The organism is Paenibacillus marinisediminis, from assembly GCF_054343325.1.
In genome coordinates this window covers 1,047,469-1,064,783 of record NZ_JBTGUH010000001.1, presented here as the reverse complement: position 1 = coordinate 1,064,783, position 17,315 = coordinate 1,047,469, and the positions used below count along the sequence as shown (strand labels likewise).

At 49.2% G+C, this 17,315-nt stretch carries 12 protein-coding genes; 9 read left to right on the top strand and 3 right to left on the bottom strand.

Features of this window, described 5'->3' with window-relative positions; all coding sequences use genetic code 11:
- Nucleotides 1-116 precede the first annotated feature (116 nt).
- Together ACXX53_RS05015 and ACXX53_RS05010 are read right to left on the bottom strand one after the other, a co-directional pair.
- On the bottom strand, nucleotides 117-506 hold the full coding sequence (locus ACXX53_RS05015; RefSeq protein WP_458567476.1) for a permease: 390 nt from the start codon (nucleotides 504-506) through the stop codon (nucleotides 117-119).
- Between the two features lie 52 nt (nucleotides 507-558).
- On the bottom strand, nucleotides 559-1,704 hold the full coding sequence (locus tag ACXX53_RS05010; RefSeq protein ID WP_458567475.1) for an MGDG synthase family glycosyltransferase: 1,146 nt from the start codon (nucleotides 1,702-1,704) through the stop codon (nucleotides 559-561).
- A 229-nt stretch (nucleotides 1,705-1,933) separates the two neighbouring features.
- Between ACXX53_RS05010 and ACXX53_RS05005 the strand changes: the two genes are divergently transcribed.
- The 6 genes from ACXX53_RS05005 (at nucleotide 1,934) to ACXX53_RS04980 (ending at nucleotide 14,030) form a co-directional block, all read left to right on the top strand.
- Nucleotides 1,934-2,515: a TetR/AcrR family transcriptional regulator gene (locus tag ACXX53_RS05005; RefSeq protein WP_458567474.1), complete on the top strand. Its 582-nt coding sequence runs from the start codon at nucleotides 1,934-1,936 to the stop codon at nucleotides 2,513-2,515.
- A gap of 205 nt (nucleotides 2,516-2,720) precedes the next feature.
- Nucleotides 2,721-4,736, top strand: a complete 2,016-nt coding sequence (locus ACXX53_RS05000; protein WP_458567473.1) for a YhgE/Pip family protein — start codon at nucleotides 2,721-2,723, stop codon at nucleotides 4,734-4,736.
- Nucleotides 4,737-4,960: 224 nt separating this feature from the next.
- Nucleotides 4,961-7,174 carry an Ig-like domain-containing protein gene (locus tag ACXX53_RS04995; RefSeq protein WP_458567472.1) on the top strand — a complete coding sequence of 738 codons (2,214 nt, stop codon included), beginning with the start codon at nucleotides 4,961-4,963 and terminating at the stop codon, nucleotides 7,172-7,174.
- Nucleotides 7,175-7,659: 485 nt separating this feature from the next.
- The gene (gene gltB / locus ACXX53_RS04990) at nucleotides 7,660-12,258 is read left to right on the top strand and encodes a glutamate synthase large subunit (protein ID WP_458567471.1); all 4,599 of its coding nucleotides are present in this window, start codon (nucleotides 7,660-7,662) and stop codon (nucleotides 12,256-12,258) included.
- A 203-nt stretch (nucleotides 12,259-12,461) separates the two neighbouring features.
- On the top strand, nucleotides 12,462-13,706 hold the full coding sequence (locus tag ACXX53_RS04985) for an MFS transporter (RefSeq protein WP_458567470.1): 1,245 nt from the start codon (nucleotides 12,462-12,464) through the stop codon (nucleotides 13,704-13,706).
- Nucleotides 13,707-13,874: 168 nt separating this feature from the next.
- On the top strand, nucleotides 13,875-14,030 hold the full coding sequence (locus ACXX53_RS04980; RefSeq protein ID WP_458567469.1) for a hypothetical protein: 156 nt from the start codon (nucleotides 13,875-13,877) through the stop codon (nucleotides 14,028-14,030).
- A gap of 108 nt (nucleotides 14,031-14,138) precedes the next feature.
- Here ACXX53_RS04980 and ACXX53_RS04975 read toward each other — a convergent pair whose 3' ends face one another.
- On the bottom strand, nucleotides 14,139-14,510 hold the full coding sequence (locus ACXX53_RS04975) for a helix-turn-helix domain-containing protein (protein WP_458567468.1): 372 nt from the start codon (nucleotides 14,508-14,510) through the stop codon (nucleotides 14,139-14,141).
- A 339-nt stretch (nucleotides 14,511-14,849) separates the two neighbouring features.
- Between ACXX53_RS04975 and ACXX53_RS04970 the strand changes: the two genes are divergently transcribed.
- From ACXX53_RS04970 to ACXX53_RS04960, 3 genes are read left to right on the top strand one after another with little or no spacing between them, the layout of a single operon-like run.
- Complete coding sequence (locus ACXX53_RS04970) at nucleotides 14,850-15,608, top strand: tyrosine-protein phosphatase (protein WP_458567467.1); 759 nt, start codon at nucleotides 14,850-14,852, stop codon at nucleotides 15,606-15,608.
- A gap of 19 nt (nucleotides 15,609-15,627) precedes the next feature.
- Complete coding sequence (locus ACXX53_RS04965; RefSeq protein WP_458567466.1) at nucleotides 15,628-16,368, top strand: YveK family protein; 741 nt, start codon at nucleotides 15,628-15,630, stop codon at nucleotides 16,366-16,368.
- Complete coding sequence (locus ACXX53_RS04960; protein ID WP_458567465.1) at nucleotides 16,349-17,032, top strand: CpsD/CapB family tyrosine-protein kinase; 684 nt, start codon at nucleotides 16,349-16,351, stop codon at nucleotides 17,030-17,032. The genes ACXX53_RS04965 and ACXX53_RS04960 overlap by 20 nt, the downstream gene beginning before the upstream one ends.
- The last annotated feature ends 283 nt before the right edge of the window (nucleotides 17,033-17,315 follow it).

Below are 17,315 nucleotides of genomic sequence, written 5' to 3'. Positions count from 1 at the left end.
CATCTCAGCCCCGCGCAAGCGCCGGCCGCGGCCTTGCCGGAGGTATCCATCGATACCTCCGGCAACTAAACAAGGGAGCGTACCTGTAATCACCCTACAGGTACGCTCCCTTTTCATTAATGATGCTTATGCTCTGTCGGCTGCTTAGGCAGCATCTCCTCGATCCTCTTCATCGTGCGGTACTTCTCCTTGCGCGCCATACGATTCGCTTCCCAGCCGGAAAGCGCACTTAACGGAATGATGGCTGCAGCATACCAGATCGACGTCATGTGGTCTCTCATCTGAACGGCAAATAAAAATCCGAACACAACTAGTGGAGCATAGTCAATGTACTTGACAAGCCAATGACGTTTGCCGAATTGATTCTCCGCAATGCCGAAGCAGAAAAGTCCAGCAAGTGCGATAATGCCAAGAATGGTCAGATTATGGGTGACGTCTAACGATCTCATTGCCATCGTGCCAACAATCAAGATGAATCCAGCTATACCAAACGGCTTATACAGCATACAATTCTCCTCCGTGATGATAATCTTTGCTCGCAATTAGCGGGTATCGTGATTAATTTCGGATATGATCCGGTTTCAATCGGATATCTTCAATGAGTTGAAGCAATTCCCTTGGACATTGCTCCATGTACTCTCTGGAGATCGGTCTACTGAACTTGTCCTTGATCTGGCTGTCGGAGTCGGACGATATCGCTTCTAACCACTCCTCCAAGATCGAATGATTGTCCATCATCTGAGCGAAGCCTCGTTCGATGAAATACTGACAGTTCTCCTCTTCCTGACCTGGTATGGGCGAATCGAACAGCATAGGAATTCCTTTCAACATACCTTCGGTACAGGTCATGCCCCCCGGCTTCGTTACGAGCAGGTTAGAAGCGTCCATCATGACGGGAATCTCTTTCGTAAACTCGTAAATATGTACATTCGGATGCTGAAAGGCAGGCGCCTGCTTCATTCGATCGATCATCTTATGATTGCTCCCCATACAGTACAGGAACTGAACACGGTCACGCCATCTTTGAGTGACTTCATCCAACCTTACATCATTAAGCGACAGCCCCCAACCGCCGCCCATAAACATCACAGTAGGCATTGAACGGAGCCCAAGCGCAGCACGCGCATCTTCTTGAGCGGAGCGTTCCCAGAATTTCGGATGTACAGGAATTCCAGACACGATAACTCGATCCGGTGATACCCCGCGATCTAGCAGCTTGCGCTTTACAACTTCGGCGGACACGAGATAAGTGTTAACTTTATCATCAACCCAAGATCCATGGGCATCATAATCCGTAATGAGCGTATAGAGAGGAACTTGGAGTCCTGCTCGCTTCAGACGGGACATGATGATGTTCGGAAATGGGTGCGTACACACGATTGCGTCAGGTCTAAGCTGCTGCACAACTAGAGATGCATGAGAATAAAAAATCCGATGTAAGGCAAGCTGTGTAATGCGATTAAGCGGCTTTTGATATTGTTTACGGTACAATAAACCAACGAGCCTCGGCCTCGTGCTGACTGTCTTCCGATAAGCTTCAATGACAAGCGGCGCTACAGTTGGATTAAGAAACTTGCCTAATTCCATCACTCGAGGATGGATATCGGGGTCGAGACGCTTCAATCCATTTGCCAACGCATGCGCGGCTTGTGTATGTCCAGTACCGAAACCTTCAGATAAGAGAAGGATTCTTGTTTTTTTCATCTATTTCACCCAAACAATATTATAACCTTTAATCAGTACAGAATCATCCAGAACCATATACATAATTTAAAGTGAAATTTTCTGAAAAAGACTGTTGCATTTTACATTCGAGTGTGATAAAGTGATTCCATTGACTTGGTGACCAAATAAGTAAACTGGTCATTCAGTCACTGGGGTTTAGATTGTGATACATGAGTGTTATTCGGTTAGCTGGAAAGGAGTGACACCAATGTCCGTAGATCGACGCAAACAAATTATAGAAGCAGCTGCTCAGTCATTCGCCTTATTCGGCTATAAGGCAACGACGATGGATCAAGTCGCGAAGATTGCGAAGGTTGGGAAAGGCACGATCTACACCTTTTTTGCAACTAAGGAAGAGCTCTTTGATCAGATCATACAGTCCGTGATATTGGAAATGAAGGAGATTGCAGATCGCGAGATCGAAGTGAAGCGCCCTTTCTTTGAGAGTATGTACAAGGTGTTGGATCAAGTGCTCCACTTCCGCAGCAAGCATGAGTTGGCTATGAAGCTGTCTCAAGAGCTGCGCGACTTTGGAACACCGATGGCGCAGGAGGCGCTCGACAGGCTTGAGCATGAACTCCTTCATTATATGGAGCGTCAGCTGCAGACGGCTATGGATAAGAAAGAGATAAAACAGCTTGATCCTAAGTTGACTAGTTTCATCATGTACCAGTTGTACAAGTCGCTTACGACCGAGTGGAACAAGATGTATGAGCCGCTGGAAGAGCAGACGATTAAAGAACTGTTCTACCATCATATTTTCAAAGCAATCTCGATATCTGATTCATAAGAAGAGCGCCAAAGGTCACGACTTCCGCAACACATTGGTTTACGATTCGTGGATTAAAGCGAATTGTTGGCCGGAAGACGAGTCGTTTCCTTTTGCCTTGAATGACCAAATGAGCCAAATAGTCAGATGGTTTTGGCAAATGATGTCAGTGTGAAATATCACATCTCCAGAAGAAGTATTCTAAATAAAAGAGAGGAACAACACTATGAAAGGTTTAAGATTGTTCGGCAAAGAATGGAAGCAAATATTTAAGAGTCCGAAGCTTCTCATACCAGTTATTGCAGTCATGTTAATCCCAGTTATGTACGGTGGCTTGTTTGTCGGGACCTTTTGGGACCCGTATGCGAGATTGGGAGATCTCCCTATCGCAATTGTAAACCTGGATGAGGGTGTCACTTTTGAAGGGAAAACCTTCGCCGTAGGTCAAGAGCTTACGGATGAACTGAAGAAAAGCAATGATTTTCAGTATAACTTTGTAGGAGCGGATGAAGCGAAAGATGGTCTGATTAATGATCGCTATTATATGTCGATAACCATCCCGCAAGATTTCTCGAAGCAGGCGACAACGCTGTTGGATGATGAGCCGAAGCCTGCAGAGCTCATTTTTGAAACAAATGAAGGTCATAACTTCTTAGCGGCTCAGATCGGAGACGCTGCTATAAATGAAATCAATTCAGAGATATCCAGTAATATAACAGAGGCTTATACAACTCTTATGTTTGATGTAGCAGGAAAGGCTGCTGACGGCTTGAAGGAAGCCGGCGACGGTGCTGGCAAGCTGCATGATGGAACAGTTGAGCTGGCAGATGGAGCTCAAACGTTGAATGAGAACTTGAATAAGCTGGCAGACGGCGCTATTCAGTTGAAACAAGGCGTAGCTCCACTCAACAGCGGCGTCAAGCAGTTGACGGATGGCGTTAACGGATTAAACAGCGGTGCAGCTTCGTTGAGCAGCGGACTTGGTCAACTGTCCGCAGCACATAAGCAGCTGCTGGATGGTGCTCAGCAAGCGCAGCAAGGAGCTGCAGGCTTGGAGCAGGGCTTGGAAGCATCGGTAGAAGGCAGTGCTAAGCTGAAAGAGGGCGCGGCTGCGTTATCCGGCGGCTTAGAGCAGCTGACGAAGATGAGTCCAGAGTTGGCAGAGAACCCGGCGGTGAAACAACTGGTCGCTGCCAGCAAGTCGGTTCTTCAAGGCGCAGAACAGTTGAATCAAGGTCAGCAGCAATTGTCTGCAGGAGCGAAGCAACTCAGTGCTGGTCAGGATCAACTGACAGCAGGAATGAAGCAGTTCGATACGAAGCTGAATGAAGCTTCTGCGGGCAGCAAGCAGCTTGCAGCAGGAGCAGATAAGCTCGCAACAGGCGTTTCCGGCCTGCAAGGCGGAGTAACGCAAGCAGAAGACGCAATCAATCAGCTGGCAGACGGAGCAAGCAAGCTGGCAGCAGGCAGCGCGGCGCTGCATGAAGGTACAGTTCAATTAGGAGACGGCTCTAATGAGCTTTCGACTAAGCTGAACGAGGCTGCAGACGGTGCTTCGAAAATTAAATCAACAGACGAACGTGTTGAAATGTACGCTAAACCAGTCAAGCTTGTAGAATCCAGTGTCCATGAAGTACCTAACTACGGTACTGGCTTCTCACCATACTTCTTGTCCTTAGGCTTGTACGTAGGTGCGTTAATCTTGACGATCATCATACCATTGGTAGAATCGCCTGATCCGTTCGCAAACGGCTGGAGCCGATTCTTCAGTAAGACAATGCTCTTCCTGTCCGTAGGTGTTGTTCAAGCGCTGATCGCAGACTTGGTCATGATACAAGGTCTTGGACTTGAAGTGAAAGATACCGGCATGTTCATATTATTCACGATTATAACCAGCGTAACCTTTATGCTGATCGTTCAATCCCTTGTGACGACGCTTGGCAACCCAGGCCGATTCATCGTAATCGTTCTGCTCATTCTGCAACTGGTATCCTGTGGTGGTACATTCCCAGTTGAGTTGACGCCTGGCTTTATGCAAGCCGTTGGACCGTGGGTGCCAATGACTTACACCGTAATGGGCTTCAAAGCTGTAATCTCAACCGGAGATATAAGCGCGATGTGGCATCAAGTTGGCATACTCGCAATATATATGGTTGTATTCGCAGCGATTACATTCGCATTCTTTACGGTCAAAGCTCGCCAAAGCAAGAATGAGGCGCAGCAGAACCCAACTATAGCTTAATTAATTTTTGAAAAACACCTCTATCTGTAGACCATTCATTTGGCCGCAGGTAGAGGTGTTTTTTTATGGAAGATAGCTGTAAGCAGGAACTAGGATGAATGACTCATTTTATACAAAAATAATGGAATTTGTCGATTCCTCATAACATTTTATAGCGAAAGAACCGTTATAGTATGTATATGAATCTTTGTGACATTACCGTCATGTGGAAAGGGGAAGTTCGAGTGAATGTAAGACGCAAGACGGCATCATGGTTTGCCTTACTGCTAGTTATAACGCTGATTGTTGGCGTATTACCATTCAACGGAGTCGCTCAGGCGGCAGAAACCGTGATCAACGTCGAGTTTGAGAACCAATCGCCGCAGGTTGATGTTGTTGTAGAGGATCAGTCCGTACAGCTTAAATTGTGGGCTACTATTAAAGAAGAGAGCGGTAAGAGAGACGTAACAGGCGCAGCAACCTGGACCTCTTCTAATCCGAATGTTGTAACCGTAGAGAATGGCTGGGTTAAAGGTGTAGGAGAAGGAAAAGCGGAAATTACCGCTAAGTATCAGTCCTTCACGTTGAAGAAAACGGTTGTCTCGAAGTACATGTACGACACCCTAGTTGTACAGAATGCGGAATCCAACCTTGAAGTTGCGGCTGAGCAAACGTTGCAACTAGGTATGAAACCAGAATGGAAAGCAATTGCTAAAGATACCAACCCTGTTACAGAAGACGATGTAACGGCTCTGGCAACCTGGACGTCTTCCAATACGGAAGTCGCGGATGTATCCAAAGGTAAAGTCACGCTAAAGAGCAAAGGTAAAGCGGATATTACAGTTAAGTATAAAGGAATGTCGAAGACGATTAAGTTAACGGTAGGCATTCCGTATGATGAGATTAAAATTACTCCCAATAAACTGTTGGAGTTTGAATACGGCGGCGCGGAACAACAGCTGGCTGCGTTGGTTAAGCAACCAGACGGTGCCATGTTCGATGTAGCGGACAAAGCCGAGTGGTCATCAAGCGATAATAATGTTGTAGAAGTGAAGAACGGTAAAGTGAAGCCTATTAATGTAGGTACTGCTACCATTACGGTATCCTATCTAGGCCGCACCGATTCCATAACCGCTGTCGTTCGTTCATCGTTCCAAGCGATGCGCATGGAGCCAAGTGAGAAGCTGAATAGAATGATCGGCGATCCAGAAGAGAAGATATCTACATATGTAATTAAGAAAAATGAAGCTACAGGCCAGCTTGAGACGATCGATGTCAGCCAAGAAGCAGAATGGACGTCCAGCAACGTGATGGCCGTGACTGTGGATAAGGGCATTGTCCGTTTTAAGGGAGCGGGAACCTCGACGATTACTGCTTCGTACAAAGGCCTGACGAAATCAATTGAAGTAACGGTATACCCAATAATTAAAGACATTGAATGGAAAGACGAGAAGACGGACAAGAACGAGTCTGGAATTCGTGAGCTCGGCGTGTACGTCGATGATATCGTGGATATCCCTGTCGTGATGGGTGTGACACTCGGCGGCGACAAAGTCGATGTCAGCAAGATTATGAAGTGGACATCCAGCGATGAAGATGTGGTAACGATCGACGATGGCAAGATCAAAGCACTTAAGCGCGGCGAAGCGCAGTTGGTAGGTGTGCTTGACGGCAAGACGATGATTCTGAATGTGAAAGTAAACCGCAAGGCGCTCATTATGCAGGCGAACGTCGATGAGCTTAAGCTCGTTACCGGTAAAGAATCAGAGCTTCCTACCGTCACCGTTATATATACGGATGGAGAAGAGCAGGATGTAACGAAGGAAGTGGATTGGGAATCCACCTCTCCGAATTTGCTCGTGCTCGATGACAAACTGAAGGCGCTGGTTGCTGGCAAAATGACGTTGAATGGTACATTTTCCAATGTAAAGCTGTCGCTTAAAGTTACGATTGAAGAAGCGGTCGTGAGCTATGAGATTGCACCGCAGAGTATCTATACGAATGTAGGCAAGTCTGAAACGATTAAAGTAACAGGCAAGTATAAGAACGGCAAGACGGTCTCGCTCGGCTCCAAGATTGATTGGAAAGTGGAAAATGAGAAGATCGCAACTGTAAAAGGCAGCTCCGTGAAGGGCGTAAGTATCGGCAACACCAAGCTCGTTGGGGAATACCAAGGAACGAAGCTCGAAATACCGGTATACGTCAAGCCGAAGCTCCTCAAGATTGAAGCAAATCCTTCCAGTATTAAGCTGGGGGTAGGTCAGAGTGCAACATGGAAGGTAAGCGCGATCTATGATACAGGTGAAGTGGTTGATGTCACTTCGAAGGTAGTCGCAGTTCCTTCAAGTACGAAGATCAAGGTATCACCAGGCAACGTGCAAGGTGTGTCTGCTGGCAGCGGGTCGATCAAAATCACATTTGATGGCAAAACGACAACGCTGCGTGTTACAGTCAAATAAATAATCGATGGTTCAAGACCGCAGTTTCTCTGTTAAAGAGGGCTGCGGTCTTTGCATTATTCGACATAAAATTTGGACTGAAATAAGGTTTGACGAGACAGTTGATGAGTGTGAGGAGCATGGCATGAGGATAGTTGAGGATGGTTGTAGAACGATAATGGTATTCATAAAAATGAATAAAAATACAATTATTCATGCCTGCAGAACCTTTCCTTAGTGTTCAGGTTTATCGTGTCGATGTATAGACTCCGTCATAAGCCAAAAGCATGTTTAACTATGCACAACATATAACTAGTCATATATGGTAAGGTGCAGCAAGAATAGGTATAGTGATGGCTGCCGCACAAAAACAAATCTTATCGCAATCATAAAATATTTAAATTGTCAGCCTTGGAGCGCGATGATAAAATAGTAAAACAATTTGAATGAATAATTATAAGTATGCAACGCTTCTAAATAAAATGCAGACAGAGAGGTTGCTTTCTATGAATCGATACGGTTTACCATTAAAGCAGGGTTTGTACGACCCGCAGTTTGAGAAAGACGCATGCGGTATGGGGTTCGTCGCTCATATTAAAGGCCAGAGGTCCCATGACATCGTCCGCCAAGCCTTGGCCGTATTGGTCAGTATGGAGCATCGCGGAGGTCAAGGCAGTGAACCGAATACTGGCGATGGAGCGGGCATTATGCTGCAGATTCCGCACCGTTTCTTCTCGAATGAGATGATGAAGCTAGGAATTGAGCTTCCAGAAGCCGGACAATATGGTGTCGGAATGTTGTTTATGTCGCAAGATGAGCGTATTCGGGAGCAGCATGAAGCAGTGCTGCGAGAGATTATTGAAGAAGCCGGCCAGACATGTATCGGATATCGGACTGTGCCGACTTACGACGAGATGCTCGGTCAATCCGCGAAGGCGGTTAAGCCTTATGTTCGTCAGGTGTTTATCGGACGCAGCAGCGACCTCGCAGATGATCTTGCCTTCGAGCGCAAGCTGTACATGATCCGCAAGCGGGCAGAGCTTGCGATTCGCTATACAGATGCGGAAGGCGCCGATACGTTCTACATCCCGAGCATGTCCTTCCGCAAGATCGTCTACAAGGGCATGTTGACCACCGAGCAAGTAGGTCAATTCTACCTCGATCTTCAGCAAGAAACACTCGATTCTGCCATTGCGCTTGTCCACTCTCGATTCAGCACGAATACGTTTCCCAGCTGGGAGCGGGCTCATCCATATCGCTTCATGATTCATAACGGCGAGATCAATACCTTGCGCGGCAATGTGAACTGGATGCACGCTCGCCAAACCTTGTTCCAATCGGATGCATTTGGTGACGAGCTGGAGCAGATCAAGCCGATCATCAATCCCGATGGCTCAGATACAGCGATGTTCGACAACACGTTTGAATTCATGTATCTGGCAGGCCGCTCCTTGCCGCATGTGGCGATGATGATGGTACCGGAGCCATGGTCGAACAATGAGAACATGGACCCAGCTAAACGCGCCTTCTATGAATATCACAGCTGCTTGATGGAGCCGTGGGATGGACCGGCGGCGATGGCATTTACCGATGGTATTCAGATCGGCGCTATACTGGACCGCAACGGCTTGCGTCCAGCTCGATATTACGTCACAAAGGACGATCTGATCGTTATGGGCTCGGAAGCAGGCGTACTTGATATCCCGCCTGAGAATGTGCTCTATAAGGATCGCCTGCGTCCAGGCCGCATCCTGCTTGTGGATACAGCGCAAGGCCGCATCATATCCGACGAAGAGGTTAAAGCGCAGATTGCTGCCGAGAATCCATATCAGGAGTGGCTCGATGAGCATCTCGTCGACCTTGACGGTCTGCCGGACGCGCCGGAAGCATTAGAGCCGAATCACGACAATGTGACTCAGCTGCAGCAGGCGTTTGGCTATACATTTGAAGAGCTGCGCAAGACGCTGGAACCGATGGCTTTGAGCGGTGCAGAGCCTATCGGCTCGATGGGCTACGACGCGCCGCTCGCGGTGCTGTCCGATCGGCCGCAGCGTTTATACAATTACTTTAAGCAATTGTTTGCTCAAGTCACGAACCCGCCGATCGATGCGATTCGCGAGGAGATTGTAACGGCGACGGGTACCACGATTGGACCGGAGCGCAATCTGCTCAAGCCTGAGCCGGAGAGCTGCCGCCACATTAAGCTGCCGACGCCGGTGCTCTCGAATGAAGAGTTTGCGAAGCTGCGTCATATTCGCCGCCCAGGCTTCAAGTCGATTACGATTCCAACCCTGTTCACGGCTGATCAAGGCGCGGAGGGTCTGCGTGCAGCGATTAAGCTCATGTGCGAAGCGGCAGATCGGCTTATTGGGAAGGGTCATAATATAATCATCCTGTCGGACCGCGGAGTGGATGCGGAGAACGCAGCGATACCGGCATTGCTCGCGGTATCCAGCTTGCATCACCACCTGATCCGTCAAGGAACTCGGACGAAGGTCGGCATTATGCTGGAATCGGGCGAGCCGCGTGAGGTGCATCATTATGCGCTGCTGCTCGGATACGGCGTGAATGCGGTGAACCCGTATCTGGCATTCGAAACGCTGGATGACATGATCAAGCAAGGACTGCTTCGCGGTGTTTCGCACGAGAAGGCAGTCAAGAACTATATTAAAGCCGCAACGAAAGGCGTCGTTAAGATTCTGTCGAAGATGGGCATCTCGACGGTGCAATCGTACCGCGGCGCACAGATATTTGAAGCTATCGGATTGAAGTCCGATTTCATAGATGAATACTTTACGTGGACGGCATCCCGCATTGGCGGCATCGGTCTCGAGGAGATCGCGGAGGAGGCGCTGTCTCAGCATTATCGAGCATTTGCGAGCCAGGAAGGACGCGATCGAGAGCTGGATACCGGCGGCGAATATCAATGGCGCAAGCACGGCGAGGAGCATCTGTTCCATCCGCAGACGATCCACACACTGCAGGAAGCTTGCCGCAAAGGCGACTATAAGCTGTACAAGAAATATACCAAGCTTGTGCAGGGCGAATACAGCCAGAACGGTACGCTTCGTTCGCTGTTAGATCTGAAGCCGGCGGGCGAGCCGGTGTCGATCGATGAGGTTGAGCCGGTAGAGAGTATCGTGAAGCGTTTCAAGACGGGAGCGATGTCATTCGGCTCCATCTCGAAGGAAGCGCACGAGACGCTCGCGATCGCGATGAACCGCATCGGCGGCAAGTCGAACTCCGGCGAGGGCGGAGAGAATCCGGCACGGTACGTGAAGGATGCGAACGGCGACTGGCGCCGCAGTGCGATCAAGCAGGTCGCATCTGGACGCTTCGGCGTAACGTCCAACTATCTCGTTAATGCGGAGGAGATCCAGATCAAGATGGCACAGGGCGCTAAGCCTGGTGAAGGCGGCCAGCTTCCGGGACGCAAGGTGTACCCATGGGTAGCTGAGGTACGCGGCTCCACACCGGGTGTCGGCTTGATCTCACCGCCGCCGCATCATGATATTTATTCGATTGAAGATCTGGCGGAATTAATCTATGACTTGAAAAATGCAAACCCGCGCGCGGCTATCAACGTGAAGCTCGTATCTGAAGTGGGAGTTGGCACGATTGCGGCGGGTGTGGCGAAGGGGCGCGCAGACGTGATCCTCGTCAGCGGCTATGACGGCGGTACCGGCGCGTCACCGCAAGGCTCGATTCGCCACGCAGGATTGCCATGGGAGCTTGGGCTTGCGGAAACGCACCAGACGCTCATCCTGAACAATCTTCGCGACCGCGTGAAGCTGGAGACGGACGGCAAGATGATGACCGGCCGCGATCTGGCGATTGCCGCGCTGCTCGGAGCCGAGGAGTACGGCTTCGCCACTGCGCCGCTCGTCGTCGTAGGCTGCGTCATGATGCGTGTGTGCCAGCTGGACACATGCCCGGTCGGTGTCGCGACGCAGAATCCGGAGCTGCGGAAGAACTTCAAGGGCGACCCGGATCATCTCGTCAACTTCATGATGTTCGTAGCTGAAGAACTGCGCGAGATTATGGCAGAGCTCGGCTTCCGTACACTAGACGAGATGATTGGTCAGACCGGCTGCCTGAATATGAAAGAAGCCGTCAGCCACTGGAAGGCGAAGCATCTGGATTTGACGACGCTCCTGTACCAGCCGGAGCTGCCTGAAGGCTCGTCGCGCATCAAGACGCGCGAGCAGAACCACGGCATCGAAGAGACGCTGGATATGCAGCGTCTTGTACCAGCCGCGCAGGCTGCGCTCGCGCAGGGCGATGCCGTGGAAGGCACGTTCCCGATTACGAATGTGAATCGGGCAACGGGCACGATCCTCGGCAGCGAAGTGACGCGCAAGTATGGCGCGCAAGGCCTGCCTGAGGATACGATCCGCTTCACATTTGAAGGATCGGCAGGCCAGAGCTTCGGCGCGTTCGTGCCGCGCGGCATGACGCTCACGGTCGTCGGCGACAGCAACGACTACGTCGGCAAAGGGCTGTCCGGCGGCAAGCTGATCGTGAAGCCGTCGCCGCGCGCGACCTATAAAGCCGAGGATAACATTATAATCGGCAACACGGCATTCTATGGCGCGACGAGCGGCGAAGCGTATATTCGCGGTATCGCGGGTGAGCGCTTCGCGGTGCGGAACTCGGGCGTACACGCGGTCGTAGAAGGTGTCGGTGATCATGGCTGCGAATATATGACAGGTGGACGTGTCGTCGTTCTGGGAACGACAGGCCGCAACTTTGCAGCGGGGATGTCGGGCGGTATCGCCTATGTGCTCGATCCCGACAATACCTTCGTTAACCGCTGCAATCTGGAGATGGTGCTGCTGGAGCGCATCGAGGACGAAGAGGAAGAGACGGCTGTGAAGCAGATGATTGAGCAGCATGTTCGTTATACGGGCAGTGAGCTCGGTCAGCGCGTTCTTGACCATTGGAATGAGACGCTGCCGCAATTCGTTCGCGTTATTCCGAAGGATTATAAGCGGATGATGGAGCAGATCGCGAAGGTTGAAGCGAAAGGCTTGACTGGCGAAGCTGCGCTGTTAGCGGCATTTGACGCGAATATGCGTGACTTGAACCGCGCGGCAGGTAATTAATGCCACGGAAGCTTCCATAATAAGTATTAGAAGTTCTTGAATAACCCTTATTCATCGTCTACGATAGTACAAGTGAGTACTAGTAGATTGATGGTAAGGGTTTTTCATTTTCAGAACAGATGGTGATTACATTCATGAATCATTCTCCATGGGCTATGTTTCGCGGTAATTCTCGTGCGATGAACTCTTTCATTTGGGCGAGTATGATTAATTCAACAGGAGCGGCGCTCATGTGGCCGCTGACAACGATCTTCGTTCATCAACAGTTGGGAAGATCGCTGGCTGATGCGGGCTTTGTCATTATGATGCAGATGCTGGGCGGGATGCTCGGTCAATTCGCAGGCGGTTCTATGTACTACAAGCTCGGTATTCGCAAGCTGCTGATCGGCTCGTTGGCTCTAGCGGGATTGCTGCAGGCATCGCTGGTCTTTACGGCTTACAATGACTGGTGGAGCTACATCATCACGATGGCGTTGATCGGATTCACCACGAATATGTCGATGCCGGCGATTCAATCCTTTATCGGATTTCAGTGGCCAGAACGCAGGGACGAGCTGTTCAATTCCGTCTATGTGGCGAACAATATCGGTGTTGCACTTGGAACAGCGATTAGCGGTGTGCTGGCGGACATTTCGTTTAATCTGACCTTCTTGATTAATGCAGCTTCATCGGTGGGGTTTGCGGTCTTTTTCTATTATTATTTACGTAGGATGGAGATAAAGGGGCCAGACAACAGCAGCAGAGGACAATCGCAAGATCGTGCTGCTTCATCTACTGCTTCCAAAGTATATAAGCAGCCTGCTCATGTGCCTGAAACAGGCGCAATTCCTGCTCTAACGATGTGGGATCAGCTCAAGAGCGTGCGGTTGTACTTGTTCCTGTCTGTGGGGGCGATGCTGATCTGGCTTGCGAATTCGATGTGGGGCTCAGGAGTTGCGCCTCATCTAACAGATCAGGGCATGGAAATGAAGATGTACAGCTGGCTGTGGACGATCAACGGAATCATCATTTTCCTCGGACAGCCGATTACGAATTGGATCAAACGAACGATAGCTCGACCGATAACCTCACAATTGACATGGAGCGCCGTGTTCTACTGCATCGCGTATGGGATCATATGGATCATCCCTTCCTATCCCGGCTTCGTGTTTGGCATGCTCATCGCAACGCTTGGAGAAATGCTGGTATCGCCGGCGGTTCCGGCGTTCCTAGCGGCACGGACAGGAAGACAAGCTCCATTCTATATGGGCGTCGCGGGTGGAATCAGCTCGGTCGGCAGAATGATTGGACCTTATGTATTGGGAATAGCCTACGATGGAGGCGGCTTGGATGCAGTGGTCATCGTCTCGATCATAATCGGAGCGATGTCCGTTATCAGCTTTGCTGTGCATGCTTATCTTCATCGTGAATCTCACGCGAAAGAGTACATCCATACTTTTGACACCTAGCCGTCGCATTACAATGTTTTCGACAAAAATAGAACTGGAATGTTATAAGTTTGTCTCCACTGTCCGACAGTTTACCTTGAACGATTTCGCTATACTTAAAGTTGTCCTAAGCATACATGCAATGATGGACATTTCACAGAATAATGATGAAGCGGGGTTAGGACAGGTATGAACGAACATCGGTATTCCGACAGCCTGAACGAGCATCAAGAGGACTCTCGAATCGTATTGGATGTGGCTCAGGTTCTGCATGAAATGGGCATTGAGACGGAACGTTATACAGAGGGCATCATTCAGATCCTTTCGATAAATGAGGCTAACTAGCGAAGTTGTTTCGATCACTAGAATTGGTTATAGTTGAGCTCAATACGAATTAGAAGAGGCTCGTTCCTGAGGCTAATGAATCAGCTTAAGGAACGAGCCTCATTATGTTTAGGTTCTCATAAGCCGCTCAGCTCGCACAAAGGCGATAAACCGTCTTGCTTCCTCGTCAGTTAGTTCACGGCCGTCTACCATCAGCTTGTAGCTCTTCAATAGATCTTCATCTGAGAGCTCCAGCTTGTCCACAAAACCCCGAACATCCTCGGACAATGCCGGCTGTATACGATGGGTACGGCCGATAATGTAGTCGATGGATACCTCGAATATATCCGCCAATTGGTTGAGTATGTCAAAGTCAGGCTTGCGTCTATTCTTCTCATAGTGGGAGAGGGAGGCTCGTGTAATGCCCAGCGATGAAGCTAATTCCTCTTGGGTCCATCCCTTATGCTCTCTTAGCTCCGCTATTCGGGTGCCGTAATCCATTCTTACATTAAACCTCCTATCAAGCAGACTCTATCGCGTTCTAGCTCAGAGATGCAGCTTACAGTGTCATGATTCATCGGTATCATATAACTCCTTGCGAATCTATTCTATCATAGAGCATTTTTGACGAATATAGATTTCATAAAGTTCATGCAGCCATTTCTCTCGGATACGACCGAGCGGGAATGGCTTTTTTTGATGCCGCGCTAAATGTGAAATATGCCAGAAGACTTACAAAGAATCAATAAATAGTAGTAATAAAGTCGCTACATGTTTCATTTATATATATAAGCACGCTTTTCTCCAGCATACCACACGCGAAAGTCAGGTGATCAAAGAGTGATCGATCTTCATTGTCATATTTTACCCGGATTAGATGACGGAGCTAGCGACATGGGAGAGACGCTGCGAATGGCTGCGTATGCCGTGAAACAGGGTATTCATACGATCGTCGCGACACCTCATCATCGGACGAGACATCATGACAATCCTTCGGACAAGATACGTGAGGCGCTTCAACAGGTTCAGAATCAGCTTGCGCAGGCAAGGCTGCCAATACGTTTATTAACAGGACAAGAGTATAGATTAAACGCAGCCTATATGCAGGATCTCGCAGCAGGTCATATGCAGACACTCGCTGACAGCTGTTATTTACTAGTGGAGCTGCCGCAATCGAGTATCCCTGTGTACTTCCATCGTTTCATAGCGGATATGACGGCGGCAGGCGTGAACATCGTTATTGCTCACCCTGAGAGACATCTCTCGATAGTAAGTCAGCCATCCATTCTAGAAAGCTGGATCGCCAAAGGCATTCTGCTTCAAGTGACAGCGCCCTCTCTGATTGGAGAGTATGGCCGCAAGATTCAGAAGACCGCAATGTGGATATGCAAGCAGCGATGGGCTCACTTATTGGGCTCGGATGCCCACCATATTCATACCAGACAGTTTCATCTGAAAGAGGCTTACGCAGCGATCGCAAAGCATGTGAGTGTTGAGTATATGGAAGAGGTAAAGCGGAATGCGGAATTAGTTATAGCAGGCAAACAGATCGAAGCAGGGAATTATGCGCTGTTGCCGCGCGGTAAATTCCTGCAATAACGATAAAGGACTGGTTGCAGTGGAATTACAAGACTTACTACATGTTATTAAGAAACGTTTCTGGTTCATGACTGTGTTCGTTCTCCTTATAAGCGTGTCAGTCGGGTACATCAGTTTCAATTGGATCACGCCGAAGTATGAAGCTGCAAGCAAGCTGCTTGTGAACAATCTTTCCGACAATAACCCAGCGCCTGTGGATGTGAACACGATCAACATGAACATTATGCTGATCAACTCTTATAAGGAGATACTGCAGTCCGCCCGCATAAAGGATAAAGTGCTGGAGCGATACCCTGACTTACAGCCGCACGCAGGGCTCCTGCAGCAGGTGCGAATTATTTCGGGGCGCGAATCTCAGGTGATGACATTAACTCTAGTAGATACCTCGTATCAGAGAGCGGCTGAGATCGTGAACGCAATGGCGACCGTCTTCAAAGAGGATATTCCGCAGCTGATGAAAGTGGATAATGTGTCGGTGCTAGATCTAGCGAAGCTGGATGATCATGCTGCTCCAATCAGCCCGAATCACATCTTGAACTTAATGATCGCTTTCGTTCTTTCTTCTATGTTCATGCTAGCGATCTCGCTCATGCTCGAGAAGCTGGATGACACGATCAAGACGGAGGCGGAAGTGGAGGGTCTGCTCGGTCTGCCCGCTTTAGGAGCGGTGATGAGAGTGAAGCAAAGTGACCTTAAAGAGAAAGCAGTGCGTGTAAACAAGAAGCAAGCAGGTGAACTAAATGCCAAGACAAGCGCATAACAGAGAATTAATTACCGTCATTAATCCACAGTCCTTCATATCAGAATCATTTCGCACGATACGCACGAACATTAATTTTGCAGGCTGGGATCGTCCCATACAAACCCTGATCATCACGTCAACTCTGCCAAGCGAAGGGAAGTCTACTATCACAGCGAATCTAGCTGTCTCTTATGCGCAGGAAGGTAAGAAGGTGTTGATTGTCGACGCGGATATGCGCAAGCCAGCTCTTCATACATTCTTCGGGCTAACCAATCATTTCGGGCTTTCGAACTTATTAACGCTGCCGATGTCGCCGGCGGTTCAAGCTGATGCGGTGAAGGAGACGTTTTTAGTAAATTTATCGATTCTTCCTTCTGGTCCAGTGCCGCCGAATCCAGCGGAAATATTAGCTTCACCGCGGCTCAATGAGCTGCTTCAGGAATGGAAGCAGGAGTACGACTTGATCATCTTCGATACCCCGCCAGCTCATATCCTGACGGATGCTTTAATCCTATCAACTGCTGTGGATGGTGTTGTGCTCGTCGTGCGGGCAGGCAAAGTGAAGCGGGGGCTTGTACAGAAGACGAAGCTGAATCTAGAGATGGTGAAGGCCAATATACTAGGTGTCGTTCTCAATCAAGTTAAGCCTCATAAGCACAATAAGCTGTACAAATACGAGTAGAGCGTCTAGTTGGCGCAATTAATTTTATACTTGCGGTCGCTTGGAGCGTACCAAAGGTCATGCCTACTGAACCTATATCACGGGAGGCACTCGGTTGCGCTGTGGGTGTAACGACCTTAGACGTAGATCGTCAAGGGTGTAACGTGAGGAGGGGTTAGATGCCCTGTAATAAGAAGTCAGATGTATGCTGTGATGCCGAACGTGAATGGATCAGGCATCACGGTATGATTGTGACTTTGATAAGGCACTTATTTAGATTTGCTCATTACATCAATTGTTGACG

Coding starts and splice junctions, on each gene's coding strand:
- ACXX53_RS05015 (WP_458567476.1), bottom strand. CDS start 506: ATGCTGTATAAGCCGTTTGGTATAGCTGGATTCATCTTGATTGTTGGC.
- ACXX53_RS05010 (WP_458567475.1), bottom strand. CDS start 1,704: ATGAAAAAAACAAGAATCCTTCTCTTATCTGAAGGTTTCGGTACTGGA.
- ACXX53_RS05005 (WP_458567474.1), top strand. CDS start 1,934: ATGTCCGTAGATCGACGCAAACAAATTATAGAAGCAGCTGCTCAGTCA.
- ACXX53_RS05000 (WP_458567473.1), top strand. CDS start 2,721: ATGAAAGGTTTAAGATTGTTCGGCAAAGAATGGAAGCAAATATTTAAG.
- gltB (WP_458567471.1), top strand. CDS start 7,660: ATGAATCGATACGGTTTACCATTAAAGCAGGGTTTGTACGACCCGCAG.
- ACXX53_RS04985 (WP_458567470.1), top strand. CDS start 12,462: ATGATTAATTCAACAGGAGCGGCGCTCATGTGGCCGCTGACAACGATC.
- ACXX53_RS04980 (WP_458567469.1), top strand. CDS start 13,875: ATGAACGAACATCGGTATTCCGACAGCCTGAACGAGCATCAAGAGGAC.
- ACXX53_RS04975 (WP_458567468.1), bottom strand. CDS start 14,510: ATGGATTACGGCACCCGAATAGCGGAGCTAAGAGAGCATAAGGGATGG.
- ACXX53_RS04960 (WP_458567465.1), top strand. CDS start 16,349: ATGCCAAGACAAGCGCATAACAGAGAATTAATTACCGTCATTAATCCA.